The organism is Rhodanobacter hydrolyticus, assembly GCF_044904645.1.
This window is the reverse complement of the sequence record NZ_JADIKK010000008.1, coordinates 4,153,037-4,174,880: the sequence shown is the minus strand read 5'-3', so window position 1 is coordinate 4,174,880 and position 21,844 is coordinate 4,153,037. Positions and strand designations below refer to the sequence as shown.

The following is a 21,844-nucleotide window of genomic DNA, read 5'->3' as shown; positions in this document are numbered from 1 at the left end:
TATACCATTGGCGGCATATCCCACGTGGTGCACCGCCGGATCATGAAAGCGCGCTGATCGTGACGTAATACCCGTCCGTATCGCGAATCGAGAACTCCATGGTTCCGGTGGCCGAATTCTGGGCCGGCTCCTCTTGAAGCCTGGATACCAAGGTGCCCGCCCGTTCCAGCGCAGCATCGAAATCATCCACGCGGAAGAACAGCAGCAGTCCATTGCCGGGCGTGGCGAGGTCGGGGCTGGCCAGGGATGGATGGTCGTGCACGCCCCACGCGTGCAGGCAGAGCAGCACCGTGCCGTCCGCGTCGACGAGCTGTCCGAAGTAGTCGTGCTCGGGCGCCGTCGCGGGCCGGCCGAACAGGCGCTGGTACCACGCGAGACTGCGGGCGACATCGCGCACGCCGATGATGGTCCACGTACGTTTCATCAGCAGCCTCCCGGCGCCAGGTCAATCCGACTGAAGCGCCAGAGCCTCCGCCAGCGCCAGGTATTCCGCGCCTTTTTCCAGCCCCGCGATGAAACGCCCTGGTATCGCCTCGATCCCGCCGATCGCGCCGCACAGCGCACCGGTGAGCATGGCGCGGGCCTGGTTCTGCCCGCCCGCGTTCACCGCGTTGAGCACGCCCTGCTCCACGTCGCCCTGGAAACGTGCTGCCAGGTAATAGGCCGCGGGAAATTGGTGGTACACCGCGCATGGCAGGCCGTAGACCAGACCCACCTTCGACGCTGGCTCGATCGCGACAGCGGGATCGTGCGCCGCCTTCGCGATGGACGACACCGTGAGCAGGGCATCAGGCGAAGCAAACTGCCCAGCCTGCAATGGCGCCTCCGCATCTTTCGGTACGTCCAGCTCACCGCTGGTCACGGTGTGGAACGGCAGCTCGCCGGACTTCACCATGCTCATCAGCCGACCGGACAAGTCCGCGTCCAGCGCCACGCCGTTCGCCAGCTGTCCCAGCACCACGGCAAACGCCAGCGTCATCGCACCCACCGTGGGATCGCGCTGGGTAAGCGCCACGTTGCTGCTGACATGCTGCGCCAGTTGCGCCGGCTCACCCGCATAACGCAGTGCGATCGTCAGGACCCGCTCCGCCGCCTCGGTATTGTCCGCCAGCCCTGCCACCTGCCCCCAGGGCAGGCCGGCGCGGCGTTTGCGCCACGCCTCGCGGATCGACTGGCTGGTGTAGCCACCCGGCCCCGCCATCGGCGTGCCGTCCAGCAACGGAAACAGCTCGCGATCCATCCGGTCGCAAAAATCCGCCTCGTCGTAACCCCCGCAGCTCACCAGCGAGCGCAGCGTCAACGCCAGGATGAACCCAGCCTGCGAGGAAGCGCCCGCCGGCAGGCCCTCGTGATAGCGCCCCGGCTTCGGCGCCGTGTAGTCGCCGACCCAATCGCCGTAGTCGCGCCTGAGCGCGTCGAGGTCGTAGTACCAGTGCGGGCCGAGAGCCAACGCATCACCGATGAAGGCACCCATCAGGGCGCCCTGGATGCGGCTTTTCCTCGAAACGGGAGATCGGGCTTGTGACATTTGGAAAGCCTGCAGTGCGACAACACCGGGCCATCGTACGCTTGGCGTCCACGCACTCCAACGGAATTGCCCGGGCCGCTTCAGACGTGCAAATCAACCAGGTCGGCCCGGGCTTTGCTGGAGATTCACGCCATGGGCGCCGTGAAGTTGAGCCAGTCGCCGTCCGGCATGCGCACCTGAAACTCCCGTTGGCGATACGGCATGTCCTTCAACGGCTCTAAACGATCAGGCGGCAGTGTGGCGAGCGCGGGACCGAGCTTCGCATGCAACGCATCAACATCCGCGACATCGATGCAAATGGCGACCCTGGCCTTTCCGTCAGGGGTGAGTTTGCGCGTCGGCTCTTCAAGCAGGCGCAGCCCACAACCTTCAAGCTCAAGGTAGGCATAGTCGCCATGGCGGTACTTGACCTCGAACATGAGAATGTCATGGAAGAAGGAAAGGGCTTCACTCATGTCCGGCACATGCAGAAATGGCGTGATCTGGCAGATCCCATCCATACGATTCTCCTGGGGTGCCGCATCGAACCGGGCAGGCTCAGGTCCGTCTTCTCATCCGTCACGCCCGCAAGTGGCGGCGCAAGCCGCTTCGTCCCGGAGCTCAAGCGCTGCAGGGTAGCGCCGCCCTGCCCTTGCAGGTTGGAAACACGCAGCCTCATGGCAAAATGTTTCCTGCGTATTGTCCGGATGCCAACCGGGCACCCCAGCCAGCGGCAAGGGCCTCAGCTCCAGCGGATCGCACAGTACCTTGCCCGCACGAATCGCTTGTGCACAGGCCTCGAGAGCCGCGACGGTCGACAGGTCCGGGCCAACGACCACCAGTGCCTTCCCCACCAGCAACTGCCTCGGCGTCAACGCGTGTTCAAGCAACGCATGGCCGAACAGTTCCACCTGGATGCGGCCGTCCAGCCATGCGGCGCGCTCGCGCCAGAACAGGCCGTGCCAGTCGTGGGCGTCCCATAGCGCGAGCAACGCCGGATCGCGAAGCGCGATCACCACACCGGCTTCATCGAAGTGGGTAAGCGCGTATTGGGCACGCGAACGCTGCTTCGTGCCCATGTGGACGATTTCGGCCATCTGCCGCGCGTTGAGCGCGCGCTTGAGCGCCGGGTGACGCAGCCAGACCAGGGCGTTGAACAGGTCGTGCCAGTTGTTTTCGCGTGTGGCGATCTCGCCGCGCTCGGCGATGCGCTGTTCATAGTGCTGATCGTCAGCCAGCAGCTCGCGGTTCTGCGCCGCGAAGCGTTCGTGCATGCCCGCAGGACGGCAGCCGTTGAGCGCCTCGATCGAAGGCCAGTCGCGGCCCCCGATCAATCCGCTGTACTCGCGCCACGCCGCCAGCGGCATCCGCCCGAACACCTGCGGATCGACCGCGTCACGAACGGGCGCGATGTAGCGCATGGGTGATTACACGATCTTGAGGGTCGGATGCGCCAGGCGCGCGGTGAGATCGTGCTCGCTGGCGCCGTCGACCACCACGTCGACGAACTGGCCGGGCTTGAGGCCCTGTCCGTCGGAGATCAGCACGCTGCCGTCGATCTCCGGCGCGTCGGCGGCCGAGCGGGCAACAGCGCCCTCGGCGTTCGCTTCGTCCACCAGCACCTTGATGGTCCGGCCTATCTTGCGCTGCAGCTTGGCGGCGGAGATCTCCGCCTGCACGGCCATGAACTGTTCGAGGCGGTCTTCCTTCAGCTCCTCGGAGACGGCGCCCGGCAGTTCGTTGGCTTTGGCGCCGTCCACCGGCGAGTAGGCGAAGGCGCCCACGCGATCGAGTTCGGCTTCGCGCAGGAAGTCGAGCAATTCCTCGAACTCGGCGTCGGTCTCGCCGGGGAAGCCGACGATGAAGGTGCTGCGGATGGTGAGGTCGGGCACCTGCTTGCGCCAGTTGCGGATGCGCTCCAGCGTCTTGTCGATGTTGCCCGGGCGCTTCATCAGCTTGAGGATGCGCGGGCTGGCGTGCTGGAACGGAATATCGAGGTACGGGAGGATCTTGCCCTCGGCCATCAGCGGCATCACCTCGTCCACATGCGGGTACGGGTAGACGTAGTGCAGGCGGGTCCACACGCCGAGTTCAGCCAGGCCTTCGCACAGCTCGGTCATGCGCGTGCGGTACGCCTTGCCGCGCCATTCGCGCTCGGCGTACTTGAGGTCGACGCCGTAGGCGCTGGTGTCCTGCGAGATCACCAGCAGCTCCTTCACGCCGCCCTTCACCAGCTTCTCGGCCTCCAGCAGCACCTGGTCCACCGGACGCGAGACGAGATCGCCGCGCATCGAGGGGATGATGCAGAAGCTGCAGCGGTGGTTGCAGCCTTCGGAAATCTTCAGGTACGCGTAGTGCTTGGGGGTCAGCTTGACGCCGGTGTCCGGCACGATGTCGAGGAACTTGTTGCGCACCGGCGGCAGCGCCTCGTGCACCGCATGCATCACGCTGGCGTAGTCCTGCGGGCCGCTGATCGAGAGCACGTCCGGGTAGGCTTCGCGGATCAGCTCGGCGCGCTTGCCGAGGCAGCCGGTGACGATCACCTTGCCGTTCTCGTGCAGAGCCGTGCCGATGGAGTCCAGCGACTCCTGCACCGCGGCGTCGATGAAGCCGCAGGTGTTCACCACCACGGCGTCGGCCTCGTCGTAGCTGGGCACGATCTCGTAGCCCTCGACCTTGAGCTGGGTGAGGATGCGCTCGGAATCCACCAGCGCCTTGGGGCAACCAAGGCTGACGAAACCGATTTTCTGCGTGGCCTGCGACATGGCGGCGACAACCGTGGGGAATGGGGAAACGGCGAATTATACGGCCATGCAGCCTGGGCCAAGGCACCGGATACAGGCCGGTCGTCCCGGCCAAGGCCGGAATGACCGGCCTGGAGGCCAGGGCAGCGCACCTTCACCCACCACCGGCACGCGCGCCGGTTAGAATCCCGGCAACCGCCGCTCGGGAGACGACCGCCATGGGTCAGCACATCCACATCCCCACCTCGCGCACGCAGTGCATCGGCGGCTACCTTGCCCAGCCCGAGGGCAAGCCGAAGGGCGGCATCGTGGTGGTACAGGAGATCTTCGGCGTCACGGCCCACATCCGCAGCGTGGCCGATCGCTTCGCCGCCGCCGGTTACACCGCCATCGCGCCGGCTTTTTTCGACCATCTGGAGTCCTGGCTGGAACTGGACTACGACGAGGTGGGCATGGCACGCGGCAAGGCCCTGGTTTACGAGCTGGGGCTGGACCGCCCGCTGGAGGACGTCGCCAGCGCCGCCGAATCCATCGCCTCCTCCGGCAAGGTCGGCGTGGCCGGCTACTGCTGGGGCGGCACGATCGCCCTGCTCGCCGCGTTGCGGCTGGGATTGCCTGCAGTGAGTTATTACGGTGCACGCAACGTGCCTTTCCTGGTGGAAACGCCGAAGGCACCGGTGATGTTCCACTTCGGCGAGAACGATGCGTCGATCCCGCCCGAAGCGGTGGCGCAGCACCGCGAGCAACTGCCGCAGATGGATACCTTCGTCTATCCCGGCGCAGGCCATGCGTTCAACCGCGACGGCGATCCGCACTACCACGAGCCCAGCGCAACATTGGCGTGGCAACGCACACTGGCCTTCTTCGACCAGCAGCTGGCCGGCGCATGAGCGAGGCGGCATTTGCGCTCGATCCACGGCTGGAAGCCGACACCCGCCACGTTGCCATGCTGCCGCTATGCGAGCTGCGCCTGATGGACGATGCGCGCTTCGCATGGCTGGTGCTGGTACCGCGCCGCGCGGACAAGGTGGAAGTCGCCGATCTCACCGATGCGGAACAGCAGCTGCTTTGGCGCGAGGCGAACTGGTGCGCCACTGCGCTGCGCGCGGTGGCACCCTGCGACAAGCTCAACCTCGGCGCATTGGGCAACATCGTGCGCCAGTTGCATCTGCACGTATTGGCCCGCACGCAAGACGATGCGGCATGGCCCGGACCGGCATGGGGCCACGGCAAACGCGAACCGTACGATCGCGAGGCCCTGACGAACCGGTTAAACGCATTGCGCGATGCCCTGGATCGCACTAAGCCAGCTGACGTGCCTCCTGGCCGCCAGTGACTTCGCACCCTTGAAGTTGTCCATCGGCCACCGTCTGTTCTTCACCGTCTGGCTGACCATGCTTTCGCTCGGTGCGCTTGGCATCGAACTGGCGCGCTGGAAGCTGCTGGACAATTTCTCCGGCGGCCTGCCCGATACGGATACGCGCTTCCTCGACAGCCTGGGCACCTCGCTGCAAGCCCGATACCAGGTGCATCAGGACTGGTCGTTCCTGCCGGCCGATGCTGCGCAACGCAAGGCGTGGCTGTCCGACGCATATGCGCATTCGCTGGAAACCGCAGCCCTATTCCAGGCGAAATCCGATGCGGCAGGCGTCGTCCACCGCCTCGGCCTGGTGGACCGGCAGGGAAACTACCTGGCTGGCGTGCTGGCCAATCCCATGACGGTCGCCCTGGTCTCGCCAGACCGGATCGCGCACCCGTTGATCGTCGATGGCGAGCGGATCGGTTCGCTCGTGGTGGCGCAGCCGCAGAATCCCGATGATGCACTGGCCGTGGCGTTTTTGATCGACCAGCAAAACCACCTGCTGTTCGTTGGCATGGCCGGCTTGCTACTGAGTGCGATGATCGCAGCGCTGTTCGCGGCGCATCTGCGTCGGCCGATTGCGCGGCTTGCCGCGGGTGCGCGCCAGCTCGAACAGGCGCGATTCGACACCCGCATCGACTTGCGCCGCAACGACGAACTCGGCGAGCTCGCCAGCGCCTTCAACCACCTGGCCACCCGGCTCGAAGATGCGGAACGCGCGCGCAGGCAATGGATCGCGGAGACGTCGCACGAACTGCGCACGCCGCTGGCCGTACTTCGCGCGCAAGTGGAAAGCCTGCAGGATCGCGTCCGCGCCGTCACGCCGGAGAGCCTCGCCCTGATGGAGCGCCAGGTGCGTTCGCTGGGCAAGCTTGTCGACGACCTGTACGAACTGGCCCGCGCCGACATCGGGCAAACCGCCTACGACATGGCACCGCACGACGCATGGCTGCTCATGCGCGAGGTATTCGATGATTTCGCTGATCGATTCCACGCCGCCGGACTGGGTGCCGAAATCGGCGAAGCACCTGCCCACTCCCTCGTGATCTGCGATGCCGATCGCCTGCGTCAGGTCGCCGCCAATCTGTTCGAGAACAGCGCGCGCTACACCGCGGCCGGCGGCCACGTCGTACTGGCCGGCACCGCGTCCGCCGACGAAGTGCGCATGACCATCGACGACTCCGCTCCAGGCATACCCGGCTCGTCGCTCGACCGTCTCGGCGAGCGGTTCTTCCGGATGGACGCTTCGCGCAGCCGGGCCTCCGGTGGCAGTGGGTTGGGCCTGGCACTGGGCAGGCAGATTCTCGCCGCGCACGGCGGCCGCCTCGAATTCGCCCCGTCGCCGCTCGGCGGGTTGCGCGCAACCATCATCCTGAAATTGCACGGCGCATGAGCCCGACGATTCTCATCGTGGAAGATGAAGGCGACCTCGCGGCGATAGTCGCCGACTACGTGGTCGCCGCCGGGTTCAAGGCCGAGGTGATCGCCGACGGCATCGCCGCCCTCGCCGGCATCCGCCGCACTCCTCCCGACCTGATCGTGCTCGACCTGATGCTTCCCGGGCTCGACGGCCTCGCCGTGTGCCGCGCCGTGCGTGCGTTTTCCGACGTGCCTATCCTCATGCTAACCGCGCGAGTGGAGGAGATCGACCGCCTGCTCGGCCTGGAAGCGGGAGCCGACGACTACGTCTGCAAGCCGTTCAGCCCCAGGGAACTCGTCGCGCGCATCAAGACGATCCTGCGCCGTTCGCACGGCCCTGAGGCACGACGCCCGCTCGTGGAGATCGACGAAGCGGCGCACGCTGCACGCATCGGACCACAGACGCTCGACCTGACGCCAAGCGAATACAACATGTTCGCAGCGATGGCGAAACGGCCCGGCACGGCGTTCTCGCGTGCGCAACTGCTGGACATCGCCCGGCGCGACAACCTCGACGTCAGCGACCGCGCCATCGACACGCACATCAAAAACCTTCGGCGCAAGCTCGCCACGGCGCTACCGGGCGTCGAGATCATCCATTCGATCTATGGACTCGGCTATCGCGTCGACTTGTAAGACGCGGGCCGCGCCGAAGCCGGCGCACACGATTCCCCCACATTGTGGTCGCAGGCTTGGCCCTGTCGGTCGTCGACGCACATACCGGGAGGAAAGTGGGATGAACAAAAAAGCCAAGATCGCCACCGCTGCGGCCATCGTCGGGATATCCGCGCTGGGCAGCATCGCCGCGCTGGCGTGGCCGGATGCAGGCCCTCCGCACGAGCCGCCGCAGAAGGACATGGTCATCGACAAGGCGACGCGCGCCGAGGTCATAAACAACGTGATCGCCAATCTCGACCGCGGCTATGTCTTTCCGGACAAGGCCGCCATGATCGGAAAAGACCTGCGCGCACGCTTGTCACGCGGGGATTTCGACGGCATCGGAAGCGCAGAGAAATTTGCCGACGTCCTCACCGATGCCTTGCAGGGCCAGACCCACGACAAGCACCTGGAAGTCCGTTACTTCCAGGAAGCCATTGCCGAGAGCCCGGACGGCGGCCTGTCGCCGCAGGAGCAGGCCGAAGAGGCGTTGCACCAGAAGCAGGTCAACTACGGCTTCGCCAATGTCGGCCGGCTGCACTTCAACATCGGCCTGCTCGAACTGCATGCGTTCGGCCGGCCGCAACAGGCAGCCAGTCGCATCGCCGCCGCGATGACCCTGCTCGGCGATACCGATGCCCTGATCGTCGACCTGCGCGAATGCCGGGGTGGCGACCCGGACACCGTGATGCTGCTGGCCAGCTATCTGTTCGACAAGCCGACCCATCTCAACGACATTTATTTCCGCGACGAGAACCGCACGGAGGAACGCTGGACGACGGCGAGCGTGCCCGGCAGACGCTACGGCCAGGCGCGCCCGCTCTATCTGCTCACCAGCAACGACACCATCTCGGGCTGCGAAGACTTCGCTTATGCGCTGAAAAATGCCGGCCGCGCCAGGCTTGTCGGCGAAACCACGGCCGGTGCCGCGCATGCCGGTGCACCGCATCGCCTCGACGCACACTTCATGATGTTCGTGCCGTCGGGACGTCCGATCAATCCGGTGACGCACGGCGACTGGGAAGGCGTGGGCGTTGTGCCGGACGTCAGGACGTCGGCCAAGAAGGCGCTCGATGCCGCTCAGCTTGCGATCCTCGAGGGAATGCTGCCTGCCGAAACAGACCCCATGCGCAAGGACGACATGCAGAGGCACATCGAAGAGTTGAAATAGGCCGGATGCCACCTCACGAAAAAGCCCGCGGATCGCTCCGCGGGCTCTTCTGCCAATCGCTGGGCCGATCAGTGCTGCCCTTGCCCCTGCCCCTGCTGCTGTGCCGCCTGGTCGACGGAATCGCAACCGGCAGCGGTCTTGCACTCCTGGCCGTTGCTGATCGTCGCCGGCGCGTGGTGGTCCTCAAGCTCGCGCGCGGTGGTGTTGATCGCGTTGATTTCAGTGAGCTGGCCGTCCTTGTCGTAGTACACGGTGAAACCGTAGTCGATCGACATGCGCGCCATGTACTGCAGGTGCACCTTGCGCACCTTGGAATCGTCGCTGGGCACCAGCAGGATGGTCTTGGGCATCTTGCCCGTGTCCTTGAGATAGGCGAAGTGACTGCCGGCATCGACCGCGGAAAGTACCGCGCCGTCGATCACGAACTGCCCTTCCTTGTAGGCCTCGATCGTTGTGTCGAACTTGCCCTTCCACTGGGCCGTCTGCGCCTGTTGCGTCTTGATGCTGTTCGTGTGGCAGCCGGCGAGCACGAGCACGCTGCCGAAGACCAGCGCGGCGGCAGCGCGGGTCAGGATGGTGGAAAAACGGATCATCGGGTTCTCCTGCGAAAAGCGATCGTGTGACTTGGCAATTTTAATGCGCGCGGCAACGCCGGCGCGCGGGGACGGTATGGCTGTTCAGGTACGCGGCAGGGTCACGCCCTGCTGGCCCTGGTATTTGCCGCCGCGGTCGCGGTAGCTGGTTTCGCAGGATTCGTCGGATTCGAAGAACAGCATCTGCGCCACGCCCTCGTTGGCGTAGATCTTTGCGGGCAACGGCGTGGTGTTGGAGAACTCCAGCGTGACGTGCCCTTCCCACTCCGGCTCCAGCGGCGTCACGTTGACGATGATGCCGCAGCGCGCGTAGGTGCTTTTGCCCAGGCACACCACCAGCACGTCGCGCGGGATGCGGAAGTATTCGACCGTGCGCGCCAGCGCGAAGGAATTGGGGGGAATGATGCACACGTCCGACACCACGTCCACGAAGCTGTTCGGATCGAACGCCTTGGGGTCGACGATGGTGGAGTTGATGTTGGTGAACACCTTGAACTCGCGCGCGCAGCGCACGTCGTAGCCGTAGCTGGAGGTGCCCCACGAGACCGCGCGGTTGCCATCCGCACCAAGCTTCACCTGGCCCGGCTCGAACGGCTCGATCATGCCGTGGCCTGCGGCCATGCGGCGGATCCACTTGTCGGACTTGATGCTCACGTGTACTCCGCGGTCGGCGTGGGGCCCGGGTAGGCCAAGCGTAAAACTGCAAAAATACATGGTCGGGGAGGCGGTGCGCCAGCGCGGGGCCGGTTCATGGCCTTTGCTGCTTTCGATTTGGGGAGCGGGGGCTTGCGTTGTCGCAAGGAACAAAGCGGTTTCGATCACCTGCCGGCGCCCGAGTTCCTTCTCTTCGCTGTTCCGAAGGGCGGAAGGCAGGATGCCCGGAGTCAAGAGAAGGAACCAAGCGAAATGGCCTGGCTTGATACGCCGGAACTACAAGCAGGCTGTGTCGAGGGCTTGGGAGCCACTCCCGCCTATGCGATAGACGGTGCGGCCACACGCGCCGTATCTGAAAAACTGAGGGCTCACACGAAACGAAGGGCCCCACGTTCGTCATCCTGGCGAAGGCTGGGATCGGGTGACTGTCTGGCCTGGGCAAGCGTGTTCGCTACTGGATCCCGGTCTGCGCCGGGATGACGAGCAAAGTCATGCACGCCATGCAAGGCAAATCAGCCCAATTCCGAGTCCAGGCAGTCCAATACCTTATGTAGTTCCGCACGGCGCTCCGCGCTGTCCAGCACCTGTTCCGCCGTGCAGCCGGCCCCCGGCAAGGCCACCGGCATGGGCTGCGTCGTCAGCAGTTCGGCGGACATGGTGCACAGGATCTCGGCCAGTGCCTCCTGCGCGTGGTGCGAGCCGCGCGCCGAGGTATTGAGCAGCAGCGCGGGCTTGCCGGGGAATTCCAGACTGCCCACCAGCCAGTCCAGCAGGTTCTTGAACGCGCCGGGCACGCCATGGGCGTATTCGGGACAGGCGATCAGCAACACGTCGGCGCGACCGACCGCCTCACGCAACGCCAGCACGGAAGCGGGCAAGGGATCGCGTTCGTCGTCGGGGTTGAACAACGGCAGCGTGGCAAGGCCATCGTAAATCGCCAGCTCCAGCGACGCGGGTGCCAGTTGGCGTGCGGCCTCCAGCGTGGCGCGGTTGGAGGAAACGCGGCGCAGGCTGCCGCACAGGCAGAGCACGCGCCGCGGAATGCTCATGCGGCGGGGGAACCCTGCACCACGATCTTGCCCAGCCCCAGCGACTTGTTGCGCGGCTGGCGCGACAACCGCCCGGCAGCGTTGCGGGCGATCTCGCGGTAGCGCGCCGCGAGATCGGAATCGGGCATCGCCACCACGGTGGGCGTGCCGCCATCGGCCTGTTCGCGGATGCGGATGTCCAGCGGCAGCGAGCCGAGATACGGCACGTGATACTGCTCGGCCATGCGCACGCCGCCGCCTTCGCCGAAAATGTGTTCCTCATGGCCGCAGTTCGAGCAGACATGGGTGGCCATGTTTTCCACGATGCCGAGCACCGGCACTTCCACCTTCTCGAACATCTTGAGCGCCTTCCGTGCGTCCAGCAGGGCGATGTCCTGCGGCGTGGTGACGATCACCGCGCCGGCCACCGGCACCTTCTGCGACAGCGTGAGCTGGATGTCGCCCGTGCCGGGCGGCAGGTCGACGATGAGGTAATCCAGCATCTCCCAGCGCGAGTCGGTAAGCAGTTGCATCATCGCCTGGGTCACCATCGGGCCGCGCCAGATCATCGGCGTCTCCTCGTCCACGAGAAAACCGATGGACATGGCCTGCAAACCGTGCGCCTGCATCGGCGTGATGCTCTTGCCGTCGGGCGATTCCGGCCGACCGCTGATGCCGAGCATGCGTGGCTGGCTGGGACCGTAGATGTCGGCGTCGAGCACGCCCACCTTGGCGCCTTCGGCCTTGAGCGCCAGCGCGAGGTTGGCCGACACCGTGGACTTGCCTACGCCGCCCTTGCCCGAAGCCACCACGATGACGTTTTTCACGTTGGGCAGCGGCGCCAGCGTGCCCTGCACCTTGTGCGACTGGATACGGCTGGTGACGGACACGGCAGCCGATTCGATGGCGGGATCGGCTTCCAGTGCCTGCTTCGCCCTTGCGGCCAAGGCCTCGGCCGCACTCCCCGCAGGGTAGCCGAGCTGCAGGTCCACCGACACCCGCGTCCCGTCCACGCCCACTGCGCGAACGACCTCGGCCAGCGAAGCACCGGTGTGAGGGTCGGTCAGTTCGCCGAGCAATCGGCGCACCAGGGTTTCGTTCGCCTGCGTCATGTCATGTCTGGATGGGGTGGGGAGCCATGCATTATGCCAGCCATGACAACGGCCTCGTCTGATGCGGCAAAGCTTGGCGCGATGCAACTTGACGACTCCGGCCGGCACCGGCAGGCTCGAACCATACTGTCACGCACGGGGAATGCCACCATGAAACATGCTGTCCGCCTCACCCTCGCCTGCGGCCTGCTGCTGGCCACGGGAGCCGTTTCCGCCGCCGACGTGAGCACGCCGGTGGGCACCTGGCAGCAGGTGGACGACGTCACCGGCAAACCGACCTCGATCCTGCAGATCACCGAGTCCAATGGCGAGCTGCAGGCCAAGGTGCTGCAGGTGATGAACGCCACGCCCGAGGACATCGCGCGCGACGGCAACCCGCCGAAGTGCACCCAATGCGACGGCGCGCGCAAGGACCAGCCCATCATCGGCATGACCGTGATGTGGGGCGTGACCCGCGACTACGACGTGTGGGACGGCGGCCGTATCCTCGATCCCAAGAACGGCAGGATCTACAAGGTGAAGCTCACGCTGAAGGACGGCGGCCAGAAACTCGACGTGCACGGCTACATCGGCTTTTCCCTGCTCGGGCGCAGCCAGGTGTGGAAGCGAGAACAATAAATCGTTGCGCACAGCTGGTCTGCGGCAACGACGGAACGCGGGCCCATGGCCCGCGTTTTTCATGCCGATCCAGTCATCCTGCCGCCCAAGCCCGATGCAGCGCACAAGCGCGGTGCAGGCATGAGGACTTGTACCTCTAGGGGTCAGGCCTGGGTGCTGACCATCGCGCCGGAAGCGGACGTCCCGCCCAGGTCGCTGGAAAGCGTCTGCAGGAAATTGCCCAGCGTGGCGCCACTGGCCGCGCCGCCCAGCGAGCCGACCAGATTCTGGAAGCTTTGCTCCAGCGAACCGAGCACGCTGCTGGAGGTCCCTGAGGTGGACGACGACGATGCGGTGGACGCGGCGGACGCAGTCGATGTGGAAGAGCTGCCGCTGCTCGAATCGAGCTGACTGATCAGGCTTTGCAGGTCGCTCTGCATCTGGCCGCCGCCATGGTGGTGGTGACCGCCGCGATGCCAGCCGCTCTGGTCGGCACCATCGGTGCCGGCAGCCGCCGGGCTGGCCGCTGCAGTAGACGATGACCCCGCCGCGGCCCCCGCGGCAGCGGTGCCGTCGGTAGTAGTGGAAGCCGTGCCGGCGGCCTGGCCGCTTTGCGCCTGCAACGCGCCCATCAGGGCTTGCATGAAGGCCGACATGGCTTGCTGGGGGCTTTGCGTCGAGGTCGAGGAAGTAGCGGCCGTGCTGCTACCCGTCGTCGTGCCGGCGCCGCTGCTCGAAGCGCTCGTGCTGCTGCCTACACCCAGTGTGGACAGCGCCTGGAAGATCGAGCTGAACAGGCCGCCCGGCGGCGGCGCGTAACCCGTCGTGCTGGCGCTGCCGCTGGCCGCGTTGGTGCTGGCGGACTGGCTGAGCTGGGTCAGCCAGGGATTGTTGTTTGAAATCGAATTGATCGTCATGGAGGGTTCTCGTGCGAAGTTGGACTGCCGATCAAGCCGTCGGATCTGGCGGCTTTCATCACACCAAGCCTCATCCATGCGGCGAGTAACGCAGACGCCCCCGGAGGGAGCTCACGCGAGACAGCCTCTAGCAATTTGTTGACCAGAGTCGGCTGTCGCGTATGCAACACCGTGTAAAGAAGCGTAATGACATTGGGAATAGGGGTTTGCAGCATGTCCAGGCAGGCCGTGGCGACGATGAATCACTCGCCTTGCCGCAACACATCGAGGCAGTGCGTCAACAAAACAGCGCCAGCATTCCGGCACCTACGCCGGTTTCATGACAATGCCACGACGGGCGTGCAACCCGCGTCACGACGCTACCCGATAGCCGTCCAGACGCGGGGCAGTAGTCACATGCGATCCGGCGCGAGGATCGATCAATGCCAACGGCAAAGGCCGCCCTGACCCGCTGACCTGCGTTTCCCGTTCGCCCGCGGCATTGTTTCCGCGCGTGGTGCCGCTATGCAGGATGCCTACGCCGGTAGCAGCCCGTGCGAAGCCAGCCACCCACGCAGGCCATCGGAGTCGCGGAACCACCACGCATGCATGCCCAGCGCTGACGCCGCATCGACGTTGCGGCGCGCATCGTCGATGTAGAGCGCGCGTGCAGGGTCGATCGAATAGCGTTCGAACAGCCGCTGATAGATGCGCGGATCCGGCTTGATCAGCTGCTCCTCCCCGGAAACGACGATACCTTCGAACCAGTGCAGGAAACCGAACCTCTCGATCTTCTTCGCGCGCGGAAAGGTTTCATGCGACCAATTGGTCAGCGCATACAGACGCACACCGCGCTCCTTCAGCTCCGCAAGCAAATCCACGCTGCCCTGGATGGCATCACCCAGCATTTCTTCCCACCCATCGCGATAAGCCGCGATGAGGCCAGCGTGCTGCGGAAACTGCGCACTCAAGCCGTCCACCGCCTCGTGCCAGGAGCGCCCCGCGTCCTGCCGCTCGTTCCATGCGCTGGTGCAGACTTCGGCGAGGAAACGTTCCATCGCCGTTTCGTCGTCGAACAACCGGCGATAGAGGTAACGCGGGTTCCAGTCGATCAGCACGCCGCCGAGGTCGAATACCACGGTATCGATCATGTCTTTTCTTGTATCCATCGTCACTCGTCACCGTCCAGGACAGGCACGAATGTAAACGAAGGGCCGATGCACTGGACTGCGTCGCTGGTTCGAGCGCATGCTCCGAAATGCTGTCGGCCGTTCGGCCGGGCACGGGGTGTTGTTAATTTTCAGTCAGCGCGACCGCCGTATGTGGCTGCGTCGGGTCCGTACGGCGATCCGATGGCTCTTCCGCTGGCACACGTTCGACGCAAGGGAGGCAGATCTCGACAAATCCATCCAGTCAAATGATCCGTTTCATCACAGGGGACAGGGGACTCGTTTTTTTCATCTGGCATTTCTTTGGAGAAAAGACGTGAAAACTGAACGCGTGATGCTGAGTGTATCCATTGCCGTCGCCCTCGCCTCGTTGCCGGCGATCGCCGTGGCGCAAGCTTCAACCGCACTGGCCGGCCTGAACACGGCCGAGGCGCCGCGTGTCACCCAGACTGTCGACAATCGCGTCGTGTCCACGCTGGGCAATACCCACCTGGCCCTGATCAGCGCCCTGACGCCGACTGCCGCAGTGGCTGACTCGCTGCCCATGAACCATATGCAGCTCATCCTGCAGCGCAGCGCGTTGCGCAAATCGGCACTGCAGTCGTTGATTGCTGCGCAGCACGATCCTTCATCGCCCAAGTTCCATCAATGGGTGACGCCCGCCGAATTCGGCGAGAACTTCGGCATCACCGACGCGGACATCAATAGCGTGAAGTCCTGGCTCATTTCACAGGGCTTTACAGTCAACGGTGTGTATCCGAACAAGTCGCAGATCGATTTCAGCGGCACGGCTGGCCAGGTGCGCCAGGCATTCCATACGCAAATGAACCGCTATACCGTCAACAAGGTCAGCCACATCGCCAACGCGAGTGACATCAGCATTCCTTCAGCGCTGCAGAACGTGATCGTCGGTGTCGCGGGCTTGAACGATTTCCGTCCGCAACCGTTGCACGTGGCCCCGCAAGTAGGGCAGTTCAACGCCGGCAAGCGGAACTTCACGCTGAAACAAGCGTCTGCGTCCAGCACGAACTCCCAGGTCAACCCGATGGCGTTGGCGTTCACCAACGGTGCGCGCGGTTTCGTGCCGTATGACTTGAACACGATGTACAACACCACCGCGCTCTACAACAAAGGCCTGACCGGCAAAGGCATCAATATTGCCGTGGTCGAGGACAGCGACATGGATGTTTCGGACTGGCCCAACTTCGTCAGCCAGTTCAACCTCGGCAGTTATGGCGGCACGTTCATGCAGTTCCAGCCGCAGTTGACGCCATCCACGGGCAACTGCACTGACCCGGGTAATGCCACAGGCGACGAGGAAAGCATCGAGACCGTGCTGGACTCGGAGTGGTCCACGGCGATGGCACCCGGTGCCAACATCTGGGTGGCGACCTGCAACGACGCCGGCAGCACCAATTTCTTCGGCGGCGTGTATACGGCGGCGAACAACCTGATCAATGCCACTTCTCGGCCGGACATCATCAGTGCCAGCTATGGATACGGGGAAGGCTATACGGATACCGCCAGCAAGACGGCGATCGACCTGATGTGGGCCCAGGCCGACGCGGAAGGGATCTCGGTATTTGTTTCCACCGGCGATTCCGGATCCAACCCGAGCTTCAACGGCTCCATCATCAATGGCGTTGGCGTGGACGCCAACTCGTTTGCCACCTCGCCCAACGTGACTGGTGTCGGCGGCTCGGATACCGCCGACGTGCTCGACGGCACGACCAAGAAGTACTTCAGCAGCACGCTCAACACGGTGTATGGCTCGGCCTTGTCCTACGTGCCGGAGATCACCTGGAACCAGTCCTGCGGCAACACCACGGCGGCCCAGCAACTGGTGGGACTGACGGCGCTGCAGTTCTGCAAGAACGCGCTGATCTACGACCCGGAGGGCTTGTACGCAACCTCCGAAAGCGGCAGCGGCGGTCCCTCGTCGGTCGACCGCAAGCCGGCCTGGCAGCGGCAGGTGCATGGGGCCGCCAAGGACCAGTCGCGTGACCTGCCCGACGTCTCGCTGTTCGCCGGCTCCTATGGCGGCTATTCGTGGGTCATCCTTTGCACCGGCGACTACCCGTGCGCGCAGAACTTCACGACCCCGGTGGTGCTGGAGGGCGGGACATCATTGTCGTCGCCGATGTTCGCAGGCATCCAGGCACTGATCGACCAGGGCATGTCCAAGGCTGGTCTGTCGACCGATCAGGGCAACGCTGCACCCACGCTGTACGCGCTGGCCAGGAGCGAATACGGAGATGCGACGGGAGCCGTGCCGTCCACGCTTGCGCAATGCGATGCCGACAACGGCACCAAGGGCACCGCCAAATGCGTGTTCCACAACATCACCGGCGGCGGCAATTCGACGCAGTGCATCGAGGTCGAAGCGTTCGCGGAGACCACGCCGGACTGCTATTTCTACGGCACGATAGCGAACTTCGAAGGGTTCTACGGATCCACCAAGATCGGGCTGACTTCGACCAGCGCGACGAAGTACAACCCGACCACCGCGGCCTATGCGGCGCAGCCGGGCTGGAGCTTCGCCAATGGTCTCGGCTCGGTGAACGCAGGCAACCTGTATTCGGCCTGGAAGGCCTTCGTGAATGCGCCGTAATAACCCGAGGCGTTGATGCGATTGCCCTTGGCGGGATTCCCGCCAAGGGTTCGGCGCCGTCCTGGCGGGGCGCAACCGCGCGCGGAACGCACCCAATAAACGCACGCTTTCTCCGGATCGCGGAGAGCATCCCGGAAAATCGCGTTTTACGCAGCAGTCGACACTCCGTCTGCGCAACGCATCGCATTGCGCCGCATGAGCCGCACGCTGTCATCCAGCCGTCGCGCATCCGCAACCACTCCCTCGCACTGTCCAGCCCTTCTCACACCACAAAGGGAGGGGCTATGCGACATCAACGCAAGTCGAACGCAGGTGTGCTGCTGGCAGCGGCCTGCCTCAGCGGCCTGTTCGCCACATCCGCCTTAGCCGGCGCCAGCAGCAACCTGCTGGTGAACGGCAACGGCGAATCGGGCACCTGCACCGCCGACTGGTCGGCAGTGAATACCGTGCCGGGCTGGACGGTGACGCAAGGCAGCCCGTCGACCGTGTGCTACTCGATCGGCAGCTTCAGCACGCCGGGCAACGCTTCGGGCGGCAATGCCTTCATCGCCGACGGCCCCTACGGCGATTCCGCACTGCGCCAGAACGTGGACGTGTCCAGCGCCGCCAGCGCCATCGACGGCGGCGGCATCACCTATGCGCTTTCGGGCTGGCTCGGCGGCTACACCAGCTACAACGGGCAGGCTGTGGTTACGGCGACCTTTCTCGATGCTCACGGCAATCCGCTGGGCACGCCCGCGCAGCTTGCCGGCGCGAACGCGTCCGCACGCGGCGACAAGACCGGTTTCCTGGCCGAGTCCGCCACCGGCAACGTACCGGCCGGCACGCGCACGATTTCGGTGCTGCTGCAGTTCAACGACACCTCGGCGTCCTACAACATCGGCTACGCCGACAATCTCTCGCTGACGCTGTCCACGCCGGTCACGGCGCCCACCTTGCAGGCACCGGCCTCGCAGGTACCGGCCTTCGATCACGTCTTCGTGGTAATGATGGAAAACACCGACTACGACCAAGTGATCGGCGACACCACCGACGCGCCCTTCATCAACAGCCTTGCCCGCCAGGGCACGCTGCTCGACAACTACAGCGGCGTGTACCACCCCAGCGACGAGAACTACCTGGCGATCGCCGGCGGCGACACTTTTGTGAAGGGTGCCATCTACTATCCGAACATCAAGGTGACGGCGCAGCACATCGGCGACCGGCTCGAAGGGATCGGCAAGACCTGGAAGGCCTATGAACAGGGCATGGGCACGCCGTGCAACACCAGCAACAACAACGACAGCTACTACGAGCCTGACGACGCGCCGTTCATCAACTTCACCGACATTTCCTCGAACCCCACGCGTTGCGCGGCGCATCTGTTCGACACCACCCAGCTCACCACCGACCTGCAGTCGGCTGCCAGCACGCCGAACTTCTCCTGGATCGCCGCAGACGACTATTACGATGGCGAATCCTCCGGCAACGGATCGGCGCAAAGTCTGCAGGTGCAGAACGGCTGGCTGCAGCAGACCCTGCAGCCCATCTTCAATTCGCCGGCGTGGACGCAACAGCGCTCGTTGCTGATCCTCACCTGGGACGAATCGGAGTCCACCAGCGGCAATCACATCGCCACCATTCTGTTTGGCTCGCCGGGCGCGGTGCAGGCCGGCTACGCCAGCAATGCCAGCTACAACCATTTCAGTGTCGGCCGGACCGTCGAGAACGCGTTGGGCATCGCACCGCTCACCAACAACGACCAGTACGCACAACCGATCAACGATGCCTTCGTGACCACCACCGCCGTGACCACGCCCAGCCTCGCCAGCACCATGCCGAGCGTGAGCGCGGGCACCTACGTGCACTTCGACTACGCCACGCCGGCCAGCCAGCTCAACAGCGAGAACTGGATCGGCATCTACGCCACGGGCAGCAGTCCCGGCCACGGCAGCTCCGCCAGCTGGCAGTACGCGCCCAACGGCAGCGGTACCGTAACGTTCGATACCTCCAGCCTGTCGCCGGGCACGTACAACGTCTGGTACTGCTACAACGGCGGCTACACCGAGTTGGCAGGCCCCATCACGCTGAGCGTGACCAGCCACTGAGCATCCTCGGGCATACCTCACCCTCCCCGCACGGGAGGGTGGGGAACGGCTTGGTGCACACAAGCCTCCCACGGCCGGGAAAAACATCCGTCATGTCATAATGCGGGGCTTCCCAGACGGCTCTGCCCACCATGTCACGACGCCTGCTCGTCACCAACGCCCTGCCCTACGCCAACGGCCCTCTGCATATGGGCCACCTGCTGGGTTACATCCAGGCCGACATCTGGGTACGGGCGCAGCGCATGATGGGCAACGAGGTGTCGTACGTCTGCGCCGACGACGCGCACGGCACGCCGATCATGCTGGCCGCGGAGAAGGCCGGCATGACGCCCGAAGCCTTCATCGCCGGCATCCGTGTCGGCCACGAGGCCGATTTCGCCGCCTTCGGGGTGGCCTTCGACCATTACCATTCCACGCATTCGGACGAGAACCGCGAGCTGGCTTCGCTGATCTACACGCGACTGCGCGACGGCGGCTACATCGCCCGACGCAACATCCAGCAGCTGTTCGATCCCGAAAAGCAGATGTTCCTGCCCGACCGCTACATCAAGGGCACCTGCCCGAAGTGCGGCACGCCCGACCAGTACGGCGACAACTGCGAGAACTGCGGCGCCACCTACGCGCCCACCGACCTCATCAACCCGTATTCGGTGATGTCGGGCGCCACGCCGATACTGAAGGACTCGGAGCACTACTTCTTCGAGCTGGGCAAGTTCGAGAGCCTGCTGCGCGACTGGTTCGCCGGCAAGTACTCCGGCGGCCGTCCGGTGGCGAACGCAGGTGTGGCCGCCAAGCTGCGCGAGTGGCTGGACGGCGGCCTGAAGGATTGGGACATCTCGCGTGACGCACCCTACTTCGGCTTTCCCATTCCCGACGCACCGGGCAAGTTCTTCTACGTGTGGCTGGACGCCCCGGTGGGCTATCTCGCCAGCTTCAAGGCGCTGTGCGACCGCTCCGGCATGAAGTTCGACGAGTACCTCGGACCGGACAGCACCGCGGAGATGCACCACTTCATCGGCAAGGACATCATCAACTTCCACGGCCTGTTCTGGCCGGCGATGCTGCACGGCGCGCAGATGCGGGTGCCCACTGCGCTGCACGTGAACGGCTACCTCACGGTGAACGGCGCGAAGATGTCGAAGTCGCGCGGCACCTTCATCCAGGCACGCACCTACCTCGATGCCGGGCTCAACCCCGAGTACCTGCGCTACTACTTCGCCAGCCTGCTCAACGACACGCCGGTGGACGTGGACCTCGACCTCAAGGCCTTCGAGGAACGCGTCAACTCGCACCTGGTCGGCAAGTGGGTGAACATCGCCAGCCGCACCGCGGGCTTCGTGCACAAGTTCTTCGACGGCAGGCTCGCCGATGCGTTCGATGCGGCGCACTCCGCGCTGTGGCAGGACCTGCTTGCGCACTACGAGGGCATCGACGCCCTGTACGAGGGCTGCGAATTCGCCGAACTCACCCGCCGCTTCGTGCTGATGGCCGACCTGGTCAACGGCCACATCGCCGCGAAGGCGCCATGGGCGTTGGCCAAGGACGACGCGCGCCGTGCCGAATTGCACCAGGTGTGCTCGTTCGCGCTGGCCGCCTTTCGCCTGCTCGCCGGCGTGCTCAAGCCCATCGTGCCCGCCACCGTGGCCGCCGCCGAGCAATTCCTCGCTGCGCCCATCGCCACCTTCGCCGATGCGCGCAGCGCGCTGCACGGCCATGCCATCCATGCCTTCGAACCGCTGCTCGCGCGCCTCGACCCCAAGTTGGTCGAGGCGATGGTCGAAGCCTCCAGGGAATCGCTGGGCGCACCGGCGCCTGCCGCCGAACCACCCAAGAAAAAGCCCATGAACGACACCGCCAAGCCCGCCGCACCAACCGAAACACCCGCCACGAATGCACCGGTCACGGTCGCCATCGACGACTTCGCCAAGCTCGACCTGCGCGTCGGCACCGTGCTGGCCTGCGAATTCGTGGAAGGCTCGGACAAGCTGCTGCGCTTCGAACTGGATGCCGGTGCGCTGGGCAAGCGGCAGATCTTCTCCGGCATCCGCGCCGCCTACGGCGAGCCAGAAAAACTGGTCGGCCGCAACGTGGTGTTCATCGCCAACCTCGCGCCGCGCAAGATGCGCTTCGGCCTCTCCGAAGGCATGATCCTCTCCGCCGGCGACGGCGGCAGCGACCTGTTTCTGCTCGACGCCGATCAGGGCGCGAAGCCCGGCGCCACGGTGCGCTGACCTCAGCA

20 protein-coding genes are annotated in these 21,844 nt (G+C 64.9%); 9 read left to right on the top strand and 11 right to left on the bottom strand.

Features of this window, described 5'->3' with window-relative positions; genetic code table 11:
- Positions 1-40: 40 nt before the first annotated feature.
- The 5 genes from ISP25_RS21165 to rimO form a co-directional block, all read right to left on the bottom strand.
- Complete coding sequence (locus ISP25_RS21165) at positions 41-424, bottom strand: VOC family protein (protein WP_404611507.1); 384 nt, start codon at positions 422-424, stop codon at positions 41-43.
- Positions 425-445: 21 nt separating this feature from the next.
- Complete coding sequence (locus tag ISP25_RS21160) at positions 446-1,474, bottom strand: ADP-ribosylglycohydrolase family protein (protein WP_404611505.1); 1,029 nt, start codon at positions 1,472-1,474, stop codon at positions 446-448.
- Positions 1,475-1,653: 179 nt separating this feature from the next.
- On the bottom strand, positions 1,654-2,028 hold the full coding sequence (locus ISP25_RS21155; protein ID WP_404611503.1) for a bleomycin resistance protein: 375 nt from the start codon (positions 2,026-2,028) through the stop codon (positions 1,654-1,656).
- Between the two features lie 51 nt (positions 2,029-2,079).
- Entirely contained in the window at positions 2,080-2,928 is an 849-nt protein-coding gene (locus ISP25_RS21150; RefSeq protein WP_404611501.1) for a DUF3025 domain-containing protein, read from the bottom strand.
- A gap of 6 nt (positions 2,929-2,934) precedes the next feature.
- Complete coding sequence (gene rimO, locus ISP25_RS21145) at positions 2,935-4,272, bottom strand: 30S ribosomal protein S12 methylthiotransferase RimO (RefSeq protein ID WP_404611499.1); 1,338 nt, start codon at positions 4,270-4,272, stop codon at positions 2,935-2,937.
- Between the two features lie 197 nt (positions 4,273-4,469).
- Between rimO and ISP25_RS21140 the strand changes: the two genes are divergently transcribed.
- The 5 genes from ISP25_RS21140 (at position 4,470) to ISP25_RS21120 (ending at position 8,858) form a co-directional block, all read left to right on the top strand.
- On the top strand, positions 4,470-5,141 hold the full coding sequence (locus ISP25_RS21140; protein ID WP_192160276.1) for a dienelactone hydrolase family protein: 672 nt from the start codon (positions 4,470-4,472) through the stop codon (positions 5,139-5,141).
- Positions 5,138-5,587, top strand: coding sequence for an HIT domain-containing protein (locus tag ISP25_RS21135; RefSeq protein WP_404611497.1), 450 nt, complete (start codon positions 5,138-5,140; stop codon positions 5,585-5,587). The genes ISP25_RS21140 and ISP25_RS21135 overlap by 4 nt, the downstream gene beginning before the upstream one ends.
- A gap of 10 nt (positions 5,588-5,597) precedes the next feature.
- A complete protein-coding gene (locus ISP25_RS21130; RefSeq protein WP_404612066.1) occupies positions 5,598-7,004 on the top strand; it encodes an ATP-binding protein in 1,407 nt (468 codons plus the stop codon).
- The gene (locus ISP25_RS21125) at positions 7,001-7,666 is read left to right on the top strand and encodes a response regulator (protein WP_192160273.1); all 666 of its coding nucleotides are present in this window, start codon (positions 7,001-7,003) and stop codon (positions 7,664-7,666) included. The genes ISP25_RS21130 and ISP25_RS21125 overlap by 4 nt, the downstream gene beginning before the upstream one ends.
- A gap of 100 nt (positions 7,667-7,766) precedes the next feature.
- A complete protein-coding gene (locus ISP25_RS21120) occupies positions 7,767-8,858 on the top strand; it encodes a S41 family peptidase (RefSeq protein WP_404611495.1) in 1,092 nt (363 codons plus the stop codon).
- A 68-nt stretch (positions 8,859-8,926) separates the two neighbouring features.
- Here ISP25_RS21120 and ISP25_RS21115 read toward each other — a convergent pair whose 3' ends face one another.
- From ISP25_RS21115 to apbC, 4 genes are all read right to left on the bottom strand, one after another.
- A complete protein-coding gene (locus tag ISP25_RS21115; protein ID WP_404611493.1) occupies positions 8,927-9,451 on the bottom strand; it encodes a hypothetical protein in 525 nt (174 codons plus the stop codon).
- Between the two features lie 84 nt (positions 9,452-9,535).
- Entirely contained in the window at positions 9,536-10,105 is a 570-nt protein-coding gene (gene dcd, locus ISP25_RS21110) for a dCTP deaminase (protein ID WP_404611491.1), read from the bottom strand.
- A gap of 512 nt (positions 10,106-10,617) precedes the next feature.
- A complete protein-coding gene (locus ISP25_RS21105; RefSeq protein ID WP_192160268.1) occupies positions 10,618-11,154 on the bottom strand; it encodes an NADPH-dependent FMN reductase in 537 nt (178 codons plus the stop codon).
- Complete coding sequence (gene apbC, locus ISP25_RS21100; RefSeq protein WP_404611489.1) at positions 11,151-12,245, bottom strand: iron-sulfur cluster carrier protein ApbC; 1,095 nt, start codon at positions 12,243-12,245, stop codon at positions 11,151-11,153. The genes ISP25_RS21105 and apbC overlap by 4 nt, the downstream gene beginning before the upstream one ends.
- Positions 12,246-12,395: 150 nt before the next feature.
- On the opposite strand from apbC, the gene ISP25_RS21095 reads away from it, so the two are divergent.
- On the top strand, positions 12,396-12,863 hold the full coding sequence (locus ISP25_RS21095; protein ID WP_404611487.1) for a DUF2147 domain-containing protein: 468 nt from the start codon (positions 12,396-12,398) through the stop codon (positions 12,861-12,863).
- Positions 12,864-13,006: 143 nt separating this feature from the next.
- On the opposite strand, the gene ISP25_RS21090 is transcribed toward ISP25_RS21095, so the two are convergent.
- Both ISP25_RS21090 and ISP25_RS21085 read right to left on the bottom strand, forming a co-directional pair.
- Positions 13,007-13,759 (bottom strand): hypothetical protein, encoded by a 753-nt coding sequence (locus ISP25_RS21090; protein WP_404611486.1) that lies wholly within the window; start codon positions 13,757-13,759, stop codon positions 13,007-13,009.
- 515 nt (positions 13,760-14,274) lie between these two features.
- Entirely contained in the window at positions 14,275-14,907 is a 633-nt protein-coding gene (locus ISP25_RS21085) for an HAD family hydrolase (RefSeq protein WP_404611484.1), read from the bottom strand.
- A gap of 316 nt (positions 14,908-15,223) precedes the next feature.
- On the opposite strand from ISP25_RS21085, the gene ISP25_RS21080 reads away from it, so the two are divergent.
- The 3 genes from ISP25_RS21080 to metG all read left to right on the top strand — a co-directional run bounded on the left by ISP25_RS21080 (position 15,224) and on the right by metG (position 21,836).
- Positions 15,224-17,518, top strand: coding sequence for a S53 family peptidase (locus ISP25_RS21080; protein ID WP_404611482.1), 2,295 nt, complete (start codon positions 15,224-15,226; stop codon positions 17,516-17,518).
- Between the two features lie 284 nt (positions 17,519-17,802).
- Positions 17,803-19,605, top strand: coding sequence for an alkaline phosphatase family protein (locus ISP25_RS21075; protein WP_404611480.1), 1,803 nt, complete (start codon positions 17,803-17,805; stop codon positions 19,603-19,605).
- A gap of 131 nt (positions 19,606-19,736) precedes the next feature.
- A complete protein-coding gene (metG, locus tag ISP25_RS21070) occupies positions 19,737-21,836 on the top strand; it encodes a methionine--tRNA ligase (protein WP_404611478.1) in 2,100 nt (699 codons plus the stop codon).
- Positions 21,837-21,844 lie beyond the last annotated feature (8 nt).